Below are 14,879 nucleotides of genomic sequence, written 5' to 3'. Positions count from 1 at the left end.
TCCGGGCTTGAGTGTAATCATGTTCCGCAAGGGGCCGCGACGTCCCGGACCGGAGATGCCCGAAGGCGAGCTGAGCGTCCAGGAACCGCCCACCCTGCCGGAGATCCAGCGCAGCGCGGGCGCGATCATGATGTACCTGCCGATGGCGCTGTCCTCGACGGCCACGGTGCTGCTGTTCGTGCGGCCGGGCGAGAACGGCACGTTCAGCTACCTGGCCGCGGGCCTGATGACGGTCTCGTCGATGGCCATGCTGGTCGGCCAGCTCGGCCGCAGCGCGGGCGAGCGCAAGCAGAAGCTCAACGACTCGCGGCGCGACTACCTGCGCTACCTCGCGCAGACCCGGCGCAAGGTGCGCGAAGTCGTGGTGCGCCAACGAGAAGCGCTGGCCTGGCGGCACCCCGATCCGGTGTCGCTGTGGTCGTTGCCCGGCACGTCGCGGATGTGGGAGCGCGACGCGCAGGACGACGACTTCGGCGAGGTCCGCATCGCGCTGGGCCCGCAACGGCTGGCCTGGCGGCTCAACCCGCTGACCACCAAGCCGGTGGACGACCTGGAACCGCTGTCCGCGCACGCGCTGCGCAGGTTCATCCACGCCTACGGCACCGTGGCCGACCAGCCGGTGGCCGTATTCCTCCCGTCGTTCGCCCGCATCCTCGTGCGCACCGACGACGCGGCGCAGGAGCAGGTCAGGGCACTCGCCCGCGCGGTCGTCGCGCACCTGGCGGTCTTCCACTCCCCCGCCGAGCTGAAGATCGTCGTCCTCACCTCGCCGGAGGCACGGGCGCGGTGGGAGTGGGTGAAGTGGTTGCCGCACAACCTTCACCCGAAGGAGACCGACAACGCGGGTGAGGCCCGGCTGGTGATCGAGTCGATGGCCGAGCTGGAGAACGCGCTGGGCGACGAGTTCGCCGAGCGGCCGGGGTTCGACCCGGACTCGATGCCCGACGTGCACGAGCCGTGCGTGATGCTGTTCGTGGACGGCGTCAACGTGCCACCCACCTCCCGGCTGGCCGGTGACGGCTACCGCAACACGACGGTGATCGACCTGTCGCACGCGCTGTCCGATCGGGACGACCCGCAGACGCTGCGGATGCGGGTGGAGAACGGGAAGCTGAAGCTGATCACGGTCGACCAGCACAACAAGGAGGTCGCGGGCGACCTCGGCAGGCCGGACGGCATGGGGCTCAACACGGCCACCGCGCTGGCGATGCGGCTGGCGCCGTACCGGATCGGCACGCCGCAGCGGTCCGCCGAACCGATGGCCGCGAACTTCGACCTGACGGCGTTGCTGAACATCAAGGACATCCAGACGCACGACGTGGCGGCCGGCTGGGCGGCGAAGCGGGCGGGCGGCAGGTTGCGCGTGCCGCTGGGCATCGGCCCGAACGGCTCGCCCGTCGACCTGGACATCAAGGAGTCGGCGCAGGGCGGCATGGGCCCGCACGGCATGCTGATCGGCGCCACCGGTTCCGGCAAGTCGGAGCTGCTGCGCACGATGGTGCTGGCACTGGCGCTCACGCACTCGTCGGAGATCCTCAACTTCGTGTTGGTGGACTTCAAGGGCGGCGCGACGTTCCTCGGCCTGGACGAGCTCCCGCACACCTCGGCGGTGATCACGAACCTGGCGGACGAGGCGGCGCTGGTGGACCGCATGCGCGACGCGCTGAACGGCGAGATGACGCGCCGTCAGGAGTTGCTGCGCAAGGCGGGCAACTACAGCTCGTTGCTCGACTACGAACGCGCTCGCGCGAACGGCGCCGCGCTCGACCCGTTGCCGACCCTGTTCGTGGTGGTGGACGAGTTCAGCGAGCTGCTGACGGCGCACCGCGACTTCATGGACCTGTTCATCGCGATCGGCCGGCTCGGCCGGTCGCTGGGCGTGCACCTGCTGCTCGCGTCGCAACGGCTCGACGAGGGCCGCATCCACCAGCTGGAGTCGCACCTGTCGTACCGGATCGGCCTGCGCACGTTCTCCGCGATGGAAAGCCGTGGCGTGCTGGGGGTTCCGGACGCCTACCAGCTGCCGTCCGATCCGGGCAACGGTTTCCTCAAGAGCGGTATCGGCGAGCTGGCCCGGTTCAAGGCCGCGTACGTGTCCGGCCCGCACCGGGTCGCCCGGCGCAACGTGGAGCGAGCGGTGGTGGAACGGCAGATCGCGCCGTTCACCGCGAAGTTCGCCGTCCAGCGCGAGCCCGAACCCGCACCGATGCCCGAGGTCGAGGAGCAGCAGCAGTCGGCGGCGAGCCTGCTGGAGCTCGCCGTGGACCGCCTGCGCGACAGCGGCCCCGCCGCGCACCAGGTGTGGCTGCCGCCGTTGGACGCGCCCGACTCGCTCGACGTGCTGCTGCCGCCGCTGGAGCTCACCGCGCAGCACGGCCTGTCGGCGGTGACGTGGCACGGGCGGGGCAAGCTCGTCGTGCCGGTCGGCGTGATCGACCGGCCGTTCGAGCAGACGCGCGACCCGTTGCTGGTCGACCTGTCCGGCGCGGGCGGCCACGTCGCCGTCGCCGGCGGTCCGCAGAGCGGCAAGAGCACCGCGCTGCGCACCATGATCACCGCGCTCGCGCTCACGCACAGCCCGGCCGAGGTGCAGTTCTACTGCCTCGACTTCGGTGGTGGCGCGCTGTCGAGCCTGCAGCGGTTGCCGCACGTGGGCGGGGTGACCGGCAGGCTCGACGTCGAGCGCATCCACCGCACCATCGGAGAGGTCACGGCGCTGCTGACCCGCCGCGAACGGCTGTTCGCCGACGAGGGCATCGACTCGATGGCCACGTTCCGGCGCCGCCGGGCGGCCGGTGAGCTCTCCGGCGAGCGGCACGGCGACGTGTTCCTCGTGGTCGACGGCTGGGGCACCATCCGCCAGGACTTCATGGACATGCTGCCGGTGTTCACCGAGCTGGCCGCACGCGGCCTCAACTACGGCATCCACCTGATGATCGGATCGAGCCGGTGGAGCGAGATCCTGAGCGGGGTGCGCGACCTGATCGGCACGCAGCTGGAGCTGCGCCTCGGCGACCCGGTCGACTCGGTGATCAACATGCGTGCCGCCGCGGGCGTGCCGAAGATCCCCGGCCGCGGCCTGACCGCACAGCACCTGCACTTCCTGACCGCGCTGCCCTCGATCGACGGCGTTGCCGGTGACGTCGCCGACCACGTCGCGACGCTCGTCGACCGGGTCGCCACGGCCTGGTCCGGTCCGCCCGCGCCACCGGTGCGGATGCTGCCCACCGTGCTGGACCGCGCCGAGCTCCCCGCGCCGGAGGCGGACGTGCGGATCGCGCTGGGGCTCGACGACCAGCGGCTGGAACCGTTGTGGCACGACTTCGAGGACAACCCGCACCTGCTCGTGGTGGGTGACGTGGAGAGCGGCAAGACGAACCTGCTGCGGCTCCTGGTCGACGGCATCACCACGCGCTACACCCCGCAGGAAGCGCGGATCATCACGGTGGACTACCGCCGGGGCCTGTACGACGCCGTGCCGGAGGAGTACCAGCTCGGCTACGCGGTGTCGGCGGACTCGGTGCTGGAGATGATCGACGGCGTCGCCCGCGCGGTCCAGACCCGGCTCCCCGGCGCGGACATCACGCCGGCGCGGCTGCGGTTGCGCGACTGGTGGCAGGGCCCGCAGGTGTTCGTCGTGGTCGACGACTACGACATGGTCTCGTCCGCGGGAACCACCCTGTTCCACCAGCTGTTCGACCCGCTGGCGCACGGCAACGCGGTGGGCCTGCACCTGGTCGTGGCGCGCGGCGCCAACGGTGTCGGCCGCGGCTCGAACGATCCGCTGCTGCGGCGCATGGTCGAGGTGAACACCCCGATGGCGGTGCTGTCCTGCCCGCTGTCGGAGGGCATGGTGTTCGGCGAGGTGAAGCCGCGGGTACTCGTCCCCGGCCGGGCGCAGTACGTCACCCGGCGCGGTGCGACGGTGGTGCAGACCGCCCTCTCGGCACACGAGGCGGCACTCACCGCGAAGTGACCCGCGGGTCTGGCCGGAAACCGGAGAACCCCGGTCCACTGTGGACCGGGGTTCTGCCGTGCGGCCGTGGTGTCGCGGAGCGCCGGAGCTCCGTCGTGCGCCCGGCTCAGCTCTCCACGGGTCCCGCGCGCCACCCACGCCGGCGTCCGCGCGGCAGCACCACCGCCAGCGCGCCCAGCAGGCACACGACCAGCGCCACCCCTCCGGTCACCGCCCACGCGGCGCCACGGGTGGCCGTGAAGTCAGGCAGAGGTGTGATAACCAGCGGTTCCCTGCGCGCGGCCGCGGCGTTGTCGGCGGTGCCGGCCATCATCGCCGCGAGCGGGTCGATCACGTCGGCACCGGCCTGCGGGTACGCCGTGCCCCGCAGCCGCCGGGTGATCTCGGCGGCCGACGACTTCGGCCGGTAGGACTTGACCAGGGCCGCGGCAGCAGCGACCTGTGCGGCGGCGAACGCCGGGCCGACGCCCACCACCTGGCCGCCACCGGGGCCGGTTCCCATGACCAGAAGACCTGGCGCCGCAAGCGTTCCGTCCACCACCTTGATCTCAGGCTTGTCCGAGGTCCTGCCGTCCGGGCCGATGGCGGTCACCGGCAGCACACCGGGCAACGCCGCCGGGAAGTACGGTCCGGCGGGAACGTTGCGGGCCGACGTGACGTCCGGACCGGCCGCGGCGATGACGAGTGCGCCCGCCGCGATCGCGCGTTCCACCGCCTCGCGCAGCACCGGGGCGCCGTCCGTGGTGACCGCGCCGACGCAGATGATCCGTGCGCCCGCGCCGACCGCGGCGTCGATCCCGGCGGCGATGCTCGCAGCGGTGGCCGCTCCGGTCCTGTCCGTGCCGCGCACCGCGAGCACCCGCGCGCCGGGCGCGAGACCGGACAACCCGCCGTCCTTCGCGGACCTGTAGGCGATCAGGCTCGCCAGCACGGTGCCGTGGCCGACGCAGTCCGCACCGGCCTCACCGGACACGTCGCCGGGCACGACCGACTGGTCCACGCCGGTGTCCACCACCGCGACCAGCACGCCGTTGCCGCGGGAGAGCGGCCACACCCGGTCCGCCCCGAGGTACGGCAGCTGCCACGGCGCCTCGGTCACGGTCTTGCCGGACGTGGCCGTGCACTGCTGCCCGGCCCGCAGCGCCTGCGGGATCTGGGGCAGGTCGTTGTCCTGGGCGGCTGCCACGCCGCCGTTCGCCGCGAGCGTGAGCACCACGCACGCGGCCGCCAGCTGTCGCCTCACCGGGTCAGTCCACCACGCGGCCCGCCGCCGCGAACACGAAGAACCACCGGCAGGAATCCGGGGTGAACCCAATCGGGGGTCCGGTGCGTTGGCCGGTGCGGAGCCGCGTGCTCCACCGGACGAACGACGGAGGGAGCGCCCGTGTCACGGCACGTGCTCACAGTGGACCGCGACAACGGCTACCGCACCATTTCCGCTGCACTGCAGGACGCGCGCAACGGATCGGTGATCTCCGTCCGGCCCGGCCGCTACGACGAGTCGCTCGTGGTGACGAAGGTCGTCACGATCGCGGCGAGCGATCCGCGGGGCAGCGTGGAGATCGTGGCGCGGCAGGGCAGCGTGGTGCGGCTCAACGCCGAGGCCGTGAAGCTGACCGGGCTGGTGCTGCGCGGCCAGCACGAGGAGCTGCCCGCGCTGGACGTGGCGCGCGGCCAGGCGGCCGTGGAGGACTGCGAGATCATCGGTGCCGCGTGGACCGCCGTGATGGCCCACAGCTCCGGGTCGCTCGCGATGCGCGGCTGCCGGGTGACGAACCCCGCCGGCGCGGGGGTCGTCGTGACCTCGGCGGCGGCGAGCACGATCGAGGACTGCGTCATCGAGCACGTCGAGACCTCCGCGCTGGTGATCGCCGACCGCGGCAACCCGGTGGTGCGCGACTGCACCCTGCGGCACGCCAAGGGGAACGGCGTCTGCGCGAACGGCCGGGCGCAGGGCACCATCCAGCACTGCGACATCTCCTCCACCGAACGGTCCGGCATCGCGCTGGAGGAGGACAGTTCCACCCGGGTCATCGACACCACCGTGCGCGACACCGCGAGCGGCGTGTTCGTGAGCACCCACGCCTCGCCCGTGCTGGAGGAGTGCCGGATCACGAACACCGCGGGCGACGGGATCACGGTCGCCGACGGCGCGGACCCCGTGGTGCGCCGGTGCCGCACCACGAAGACCGGTGGCGCCGGCGTGCGGGTCACCCGGCGGGCGCGCGGGTCGTTCGAGGAGTGCGAGATCTCCGACGCGACCGAGGCCGGCATCCACGTCGACGAGGCGAGCGGTCCCACGTTCACCCGCACCTCGGTGCGCGGCGGGTCGTCGGTGGGCCTGCTCGTCACCGACGGCGCGACGGCGGAGTTCGACCGGCTGGAGGTGCGCGACGTCGCGGGCGACGGCGTGCGCGTCGAGGCGGCGGCGAACCCGTTGCTGCGCAGGGCGACGCTCGACGGCTGCAAGGGCCACGGCATCGAGGTCACCGGCAACGGCCGCGGCCGGATCGAGGACTGCGAGGTGCGCGAGGCGGCGAAGTCCGGGCTCAGCGTCTCGGAGGGCGGCAGCCCGTACGTCAGCGCGTTGCGGGTGCACCGCTCCGGTGAGGCCGGCGTGCTGATCGGCCCCGGCGGCATCGGTTCCCTGCGGGACTGCGAGATCACCGAGACGGCCGCGCACGGCGTGGTGGTCGGCGACGGCGGCGAGCTGATGTTCTCCCGCTCCAGGGTGCGCCGGGCCGCCGGGCACGGACTGCTGGTCGAGGCGGGCGCGCGGGCGAAGCTGACCGCGGACGAGCTCGCCGGCAACGACCGCGACGGCGTGCACGTCGACTCCACCGACGCGGTGAGCCTGGTGGACTGCACGACGTCGGACAACGGGGGCAGCGGCCTGCGGGTGACCGTGCCCAGCGCGCGGATCTCGGTGGAGAACCTGACGAGCAACGGCAACGGCGCCACGGACACCGACGGCAGCACGGCGAGCGCGCAAGCCGTTCCCGAGCACACCTCCTCCGACCCGGCGCACGCCGAGGAGGAGGGCGGCGAGCAGGCCCCGCTCGCGAAGCTGGAGGCGCTGGTCGGTCTCACCGCGGTGAAGCACCAGGTGAAGACCCTGGTGAACCTGAACAAGATGGCCCGCAGGCGGCAGGAGGCGGGCATGGTCGCGCCGCCGACCAGCCGCCACCTGATCTTCGCCGGGCCACCCGGCACCGGCAAGACCACCGTCGCCCGCCTCTACGGCAGCATCCTCGCCGAGCTGGGCGTGCTGCGCGACGGTCACCTCGTCGAGGTCGCGCGCGCCGACCTGGTCGCGCAGATCGTCGGCGGCACCGCGATCAAGACCACCGAGACGTTCACCAGGGCGCTCGGCGGCGTGCTGTTCATCGACGAGGCCTACACGCTGTCCAACCAGGGCAAGGGCGCCGGGCACGACTTCGGCCGCGAGGCCATCGACACCCTCGTCAAGCTGATGGAGGACCACCGCGACGAGGCGGTGGTGATCGTCGCGGGCTACTCGCAGGAGATGGCGGCGTTCCTGCAGTCCAACCCCGGTCTCGCGTCGCGCTTCACCCGCACGATCGAGTTCGAGAACTACTCGACCGACGAGCTCGTGACCATCGTCGAGAAGATGTGCACCGCCCACCAGTACCACGTGCCGGAGGACACCAGGAACGCCCTGTCCGTCCACTTCGGACAGATGCAGCGCGGCGACGACTTCGGCAACGGCCGCACCGCCCGCAAGGTGTTCGAGGAGATGGTGGACCGCCAGGCGTTCCGGCTCGCCAACGTCGCCGACGCCGACGACCAGAGCCTGTCGCTGCTGCTGGCCGTGGACGTGCCGGGCGGGGCAGACCTCACCCAGCCCGACGAGACCGTCCTCACGGCCCTGCGCACGCGGCTGGACCAGATGATCGGCCTGGGCGGCGTGAAGGAGGCGATCAACGACCTGGTGAACCTGATCGGCACCGCGCGGCAGCGGCGCCAGGCCGGGCTCCCCGTGCCGACCATCAGCAACCACCTGGTGTTCGCCGGCGCCCCCGGTACCGGCAAGACCACCGTGGCCCGCCTCTACGGCGAGCTGCTCGCGGCGTTGGGCGTGCTGCAGAAGGGACATCTGGTCGAGGTGGCGCGCGCGGACCTGGTCGGCCGGTACATCGGCCACACCGCGCACCTGACCACCGAGGCGTTCGAGAGCGCACGCGGCGGCGTGCTGTTCATCGACGAGGCGTACGCGCTCACCCCGAGCGGCGGCAACGGCGGCGACTTCGGCCAGGAGGCCGTCGACACCCTGGTCAAGCTGATGGAGGACCACCGCGACGACACGGTCGTGATCGTCGCCGGCTACTCGGAGGAGATGCGGAAGTTCCTGCGGTCGAACCCCGGCCTCGAGTCCCGGTTCTCCCGGCACATCGAGTTCGAGAACTACGACACCGACGACCTCGTGACGATCGTGCACCGGATGGCGTCGGCCAACGGCTACGAGTGCGCGCCGCAGACCGTGGCGGCACTGCGCGAGCACTTCGCCGGGGTGCGGCGCGACGCCACGTTCGGCAACGCCCGTTACGCCAGGCAGGTGATGGAGAAGATGATGACCCGCCAGGCCGGCCGCCTGAGCAAGATCGGCGCACCGACCGTCCACGACCTGCGCCTGCTGGCACCGGAGGACCTCCCCTGACGCACACCGGTCGAACGCGCTCACCTCCGCTGACCTGCGGGTTCAGTCACGGAGAGTGTTCATACGGGCAGCACATGCCACACGGGTGAACCCTTTCGGAGATCCGCCGCGTCTGCCGGGTTGAGGCCGAATGACCACGGGGGAGGATTTGTGCCACGGCATGTGCTGACGGTGGACCACGACCAGGGGTACCGCACGATCACGGACGCGCTGCGGGACGCGCGCGACGGCTCGGTGATCTCGGTGAGCCCCGGCCGCTACGCGGAGTCGCTGGACGTGACCGGGTCCGTCACCATCGCCGCGTCGGGCACCGGCGGTGTCGTGGAGGTGATCCCGCCGGCCGGCTCCGCGGTGCGGGCGAGCGCCGGACGGGTCCAGCTGATCGGCCTCGTGCTGCGTGGCGGCGACGCGGAGACACCCGCGCTGGAGGTGGCGGGCGGCCGGGCGGTGGTGGAGGACTGCGAGATCGCCGGCGGCGCGTGGACGGCGGTGCTCGTCAGCGACCCCGGCGCGCTCACGCTGCGCGGCTGCCTCGTGACCAACCCCGGCGGCGCGGGCGTCGTGGTGACGTCGCCGTCCGCCAGCACGATCGAGGACTGCGTGGTCGAGCACGTCGGCACGTCGGCGGTCGTGATCGCCGAACGCGGCGACCCGCTGGTGCGCGACTGCACGCTGCGCGACGCCAAGGGCAACGGCGTCCGTGCGACCGGCACCGCGCGAGGCGTGGTGGAGCGCTGCGACATCTCCGCCACCGGACGCCACGGCATCGCGCTGGAAGAAGGCAGTTCGACCACGATCCGCGACACGGCCGTGCGCGGCACGGCCGGCGGCGTGCTGCTGAGCACGAACGCCTTCCCCGTGCTGGAGGAGTGCCACGTCGGCGACACCGCCGGGACCGGCGTCACGGTGTCCGGCGGTGCTACGCCGGTGCTGCGCCGGTGCCGGGTCGTGCGGACGGCCGGCGCGGGGATCCGGGTCACCGGGCGGTCGCGCGGCGTTTTCGAGGAGTGCGAGGTCCACGACGCGGACGGAGCGGGCATCCACGTCGACGAGGCGAGCTGCCCGGTGTTCACGCGGACCTCCGTGCACCGCGGCACCGGACCCGGCCTGCTGGTCACCGACGGGGCGGCGCCCGAGTTCGACGACGTCGACGTCCGCGATGTCACCGGCGCCGGGGTGCGCGTCGAGACGACGGCGAACCCGTTGCTGCGCAAGGCGGTGCTCGCACGCTGCGGCGGCAGCGGTGTCGAGGTGGCCTCGGACGGCCGCGGCGTGCTGGAGGACTGCGAGATCCGCGACACCGGGCAGAACGGCCTGCGCGTCAGCGACGGCGGGCGTCCACTGGCGACCTCGTCACAGGTGCGCTCGGCAGGCGCCGCCGGGGTCAGCGTGGCACCGGGCGGCATCGTCTCGTTGCGGCACTGCGAGGTGAGCGGAGCCGGCGAGGACGGGGTCGTGGTGCACGACGGCGGTGAGCTGGTGCTCGCGCAGTCCGTGGTGCGCGACTCGAAGAGGCACGGCGTGCTCGTGCAGACCGGTGGGCGCGCGGTGCTGACCGGCGACCGGCTCACCGGCAACGGCAGGGACGGCGTCCACGTCGACTCCGCGGCCGCGGTCAGCGTCGTGAACTGCGGGATGTCGGGCAACTCCGGCAGCGGCCTGCGCGTCACCGAGCGCGGCAACAGGACCTCGGTGCAGAACCTCACCAGCACCGCCAACGGCGACCCGGACGAACTGCCGGTCGGCCGCGACCACACCGAGCCCGACGACGGCGAGGCCCTGCGGAGGCTGGCGTCACTGGCGGGGCTCACCGACGTCAAGCGCCAGGTGAAGACCTTGGTGCAGCTCAACAGGAGGGCTCACCGGTACGGGCTGCACGCACCGCCGGACGGGCGGTACCTGATCTTCACCGGACCACCCGGCACGGGCAAGACCGCCGTCGCGCGGGTCTACGGCAGCATCCTCGCCGAGCTCGGCGTCCTGCGCTCCGGGCACCTCGTCGAAGTCACCAGGGCCGACCTGGTCGCCGAGGCGTTCGACCAGGCGCTGGGCGGCGTGCTGGTCGTCGACGCTCATGCGCTCGACGGTCAGCACGAGGCGGTGCGCACCCTGGTCGAGTTCGTGGAGCGCCACCGGGACGACATCGTCGTCATCATCGCCGGCCCGGCGCCGGAGACGGCGGAGTTCGTCGCGGCCAGCCGCGATCTCGCGGCGTGGTTCACCCGCACCGTCGAGTTCGCGGACTGCGACACCGCCGACCTGGCCTCGATCGTGGAGAACATGGCCGCCGCGCACCAATGCGCGGTCGTGGAGGAGACGCGCGCCGCTCTCCGCACCCACTTCGGACAGCTGCAGCTCAGCGCCCGCTTCGGCAACGGCCACACGGCCCGCAAGGTGTTCGGCGAGATGCTGGAGCGCCGGGCACGCCGGCTCGCGGACGACCCCGCGGCCGACCGCGACCTGCTCCCCGCCGACGTGCCCGGCGGTACCCCGGCGGACGGCGACGCGCACGCGCACGCGGCCGCGCAGGCGAAGCTCAACGCCATGATCGGGCTGAACCCGGCGAAGGAGGCGATCACCGGCCTGGTCGCCTCGGCACGGCGCCGGCGTGCGGCGGGGCAGCCGGTGTCCCCTGCCGGTCACCACCTGGTGTTCGACGGCCCGCCCGGCACCGGCAAGACGGCGGTGGCCCGGCTGTACGGCGAACTGCTCGCCGCGATCGGCGTGCTGCGAGAAGGACATCTCGTCGAAATCGGCTGCGAAAGCCTCCTCGGCCACTACGCGGGACATTCCGCTCAACTGATCGAAGACGCGTTCGAACGGGCGCGCGGTGGCGTCTTGCTCATCGACGAGACGACCGGCACGACACCCGCCAGCGAAGACTCCCGTCAGGAATCCGTTGCGGCGCTGGTGCGGCTGCTGGGCGACCACAGCGACGACACGGTGGTCGTCATCGCCAGCCGTTCCGCCGCGATGAGGCGGTTCCTGCGCACGACTCCCGGCCTCGCCGCGCATTTCCCCCGGCGCGTCGAGTTCACGGACTACCCGACCGCCGACCTGGTGACGATCGTGCACCGGATGGCCGTCTCCAACGGCTACGAGTGCGCCCCCGACACCGTCGCCGCTCTGCACGGGCACTTCAGCGCCCTGCCACGAGGGAAGAGCTCCGGCAACGCCCGCGACGCCGGGCGGGTGCTCGAACTGATGATGAGCAGGCAGGCCGCTCGCCTGACGAACGTGGCGAATCCCACCGTGCAGGACCTCCGGCTGCTCCTTCCGGGTGACCTGGCCGCTCCTGCCCTACCCTGAACGGAGGTGGAAATTCGGTCGACTGCGCTCACCGGATGTGCATTCGGACGTCCGGCGCTCCGCCAGCCGATTGACGCTACTCCGTATGCGCCAACACGCATGGCAGGATGGGGCGAGTGAGCACGACTGCTTTCGGCGACTTCCTGCGCTTCTTCCGGTTGCGCACCCTGATGACGCAGGAGGACTTGGCGAAACGCACCGGTGTCAGCGTGCGCGCCATCAGCGACATGGAGCGCGGCCGGGCTCTCACCCCGCAACGCCGGACGGTCGAACTGCTCGTCGACGGACTCGGCCTGAACAGCGAGGAAGCGGCGGACTTCATCGCACGGTCACGGTCGAAGCGCCAGGCCACCGCCCACCCCGCCGTGCCGGCGGCCAGGAGCGGCGACGACCAGCGGGACTCACCGCGGCCGACGACTCCCACGACGACAACGGCAGCGGCGGTTCCCGGCACCGCCTGCCCGCTGCCGCCGATGCTCATCGAGCTCACCGGCCGCGAGGCCGAGCAGGCGGCACTGGACGGGTTCGTCCGCGACAGCGAGGCCTCGTCGGTGCTGCAGGTCGCGGTCGTGCACGGGCCGCCGGGAGGCGGGAAGACCGCGCTCGCCGTCGACGCCGGCTACCGGCTCGGCCGCAGGTTCCGCGACGGGTGCCTGTTCCTCGACCTGCGCGGCCTGGGCGACCGGCCGCTGACTGCGGACGACGCGGTCCACCGGTTGCTGCGCGGGTTCGGGGTGAACGACCGGCAGATCCCGACCAACGCGGAGGACAAGCTCTCGCTGTACCACTCGCTGCTGCGCGACCGCACGGTGCTGCTCGTGCTGGACAACGCGCTCAACGAGGCGCAGGTGCGCCCGCTGATCGGCACCAGCCCCGGCTCCATGGTGCTCATCACCAGCCGGAGCACACTCACCGGCCTGGACGTCCGCCACCGCCTGACGCTGGACCTGCTGCGGCTGGACCGGGCCGTCGCCCTGCTCCGCGCCGTCGCCGGCGAGCGGCGGCTCGCTTCCGAGCCCGAGGCGGCCGGGCGGGTGGCGGCGCTGTGCGGGGGTGTGCCGCTCGCGTTGCTCATCGCGGGCAACCGCCTGGCCAGCCGGCCGCAGTGGACCGTCTCGCACTTCGCTGACCAGCTGGAGGACGAACGGCGCCGGCTGTCCGTGCTCACCGCGGGCGACCTGCAGGTCCGCTCGGCGTTCGAGCTCTCGTACCAGAACCTGTCCCCCGCCACCGCGATGACGTTCCGCAGGCTCGCGCTGATCCAGGGCTCGGACACCGGCGTCGAACACGCCGCGGTGCTCACTGGGCAGCCGGAGCACGTCGCGGAGCAGGCGCTCGACGAGCTCGCCGACGCGAGCCTGCTCGGTCTCGGCCGGGCGCCCGGCCGCTACACCCGCCACGACCTGCTGCACGTGTTCGCCCTCGAACGGCTGGAGCTCGACGAGGACCCGGCCGTCCTGGCCGAGGTGCGCGACCGGGTGCGGCACTGGCTGCTCGCCGTCGCCACCAAGGCGGCTCAGTACTTCGACCACGACCGCGGCCCGTCGCACGACGGGCTCGACGGACCGGACCCGGTGCGGGACCGGAAGTCCGCGGATCGCTGGCTCGGACTGGAGCAGGAGCACGTGCAAGCCGCACTGCGCTCCGCCGCCGAGCTGGGTGAGCACGAGGAGGTGCTCGCGCTGGCCCAGGCGATGCACTGGTACTCGGACCTGCGCGGCACCGGTGAGCTGTGGCGCGAGGTCTTCCGGCTGGGGGCGGACGCGGCACGGGAGCTCGGCGACGTGCGGGCGGAGGCCGAGCAGCTCAACTACCTCTCCTGGGCCCTGTTCAGCCTGTGCAGCGAGCTCCAGGAAGCACTGGCGGTGCACAAGTCGGCCGCCGCGAAGGCGCTGGAGTCCGGAGACCTCGTCACCCAGGGGTGGAGCGCCTACTACGGTGCGGCCATCCTGTGGCGGCTCGGCGAGCCCGAGGGCTACAACGCCAACATCCGCCGGTGCGTCGAGCTGTTCGAGCGAACGAACTACGAGACGGGGCTGTACCTGGGGCTGGTGCTGCTCGGCACCTACCTGCAACGGCAGGGCCAGTACGACGAGGCGATCGCGGTGCACCAGCGGTGCGTCGCGCACCACCGGGCCAAGACGCCGACGCCGGGTGCCGACGAACTGCTGGCGATGACGCTGACCAAGCTCGCCGAGACGCTCACCGCGGCGGGTGCCCCGGCGCGGTCGCTCGGCCTGCTGGACGAGGCGGAGTCGTTGTTCCGCAAGCACAGTGCGGTGTTGGCGGTGTCACGGGTGCAGCGCCTGCGCGGCATCGCACTGCTGCGGCTGGGCCGCTGGCAGGAGGCCGAGGAGCAGTTGCAGCACGGGCTCGACGCGTCACGCGCGATCGAGGACAAGATCGAGAGCCTGGCGTGGCTCGCGGAGCTGGCCGATGAGCGTGAGGACGCCGCATTGGCCCGTGAGCACAGGGTTCGTGCGTTGGCGGAGTGCGCGGGCTTCAACACCCCGATGGTGCGCAGCATGGCGGCGAAGATCGCCACCAGCCTGGGCGTCTCGCTTCCTGCCTGATCACCAGCCGGCGGCGGTGACGCCGTGGCCAGCGAGTGCTTCGGTCATGGCGATGGTCGCGTTGTGCACCCGTGACTTCATGGTGCCCACCGGTACCCCGATGACGGCGGCCGCGCCCTGCCGGGTGCGGTCGAGCCGGTAGACCTGCTCCAGCGCCTGCCGCTGCGTGGGGGTGAGCCGCGCGAGCCCCTCGTCGACGACGCACCGGCTGACCACCTCGTCGGCGAAGTCGGCGCCACGTCCGGGCAGCAGGTCGAAGTCGTCGTCGCCGAAGATCACCGGACGGGCCCTGTCGCGGCGGATCCAGTCGACGATCAGGTTGCGCGCCACCGTGAACAGCCAC

6 protein-coding genes are annotated in these 14,879 nt (G+C 72.3%); 4 read left to right on the top strand and 2 right to left on the bottom strand.

Translation table 11 applies throughout. From position 1 onward, the window contains the following. The first annotated feature begins 7 nt into the window (after positions 1–7). Positions 8–3,976, top strand: a complete 3,969-nt coding sequence (eccCa, locus tag ADL03_RS30290) for a type VII secretion protein EccCa (protein WP_231642479.1) — start codon at positions 8–10, stop codon at positions 3,974–3,976. Between the two features lie 106 nt (positions 3,977–4,082). On the opposite strand, the gene ADL03_RS30285 is transcribed toward eccCa, so the two are convergent. Further along, entirely contained in the window at positions 4,083–5,219 is a 1,137-nt protein-coding gene (locus ADL03_RS30285; protein ID WP_197288768.1) for a S8 family serine peptidase, read from the bottom strand. Positions 5,220–5,360: 141 nt separating this feature from the next. Between ADL03_RS30285 and ADL03_RS30280 the strand changes: the two genes are divergently transcribed. The 3 genes from ADL03_RS30280 (at position 5,361) to ADL03_RS30270 (ending at position 14,536) form a co-directional block, all read left to right on the top strand. Then, positions 5,361–8,654, top strand: a complete 3,294-nt coding sequence (locus ADL03_RS30280) for a right-handed parallel beta-helix repeat-containing protein (protein ID WP_053736995.1) — start codon at positions 5,361–5,363, stop codon at positions 8,652–8,654. A gap of 150 nt (positions 8,655–8,804) precedes the next feature. Then, a complete protein-coding gene (locus ADL03_RS30275) occupies positions 8,805–11,963 on the top strand; it encodes a right-handed parallel beta-helix repeat-containing protein (protein ID WP_053736994.1) in 3,159 nt (1,052 codons plus the stop codon). Between the two features lie 116 nt (positions 11,964–12,079). After that, entirely contained in the window at positions 12,080–14,536 is a 2,457-nt protein-coding gene (locus tag ADL03_RS30270; protein ID WP_157529484.1) for a helix-turn-helix domain-containing protein, read from the top strand. Here the strand turns inward: ADL03_RS30270 and ADL03_RS30265 are convergent. After that, positions 14,537–14,879: sigma factor-like helix-turn-helix DNA-binding protein (locus ADL03_RS30265; RefSeq protein WP_053732988.1), on the bottom strand; the 343-nt coding region annotated here is incomplete at its 5' end.

Source organism: Nocardia sp. NRRL S-836 (assembly GCF_001279525.1).
Classification (GTDB): domain Bacteria; phylum Actinomycetota; class Actinomycetes; order Mycobacteriales; family Pseudonocardiaceae; genus Lentzea.
The sequence above is the reverse complement of the archived record's forward strand: the minus strand, read 5'-3'. Positions and strand labels throughout refer to the sequence as shown.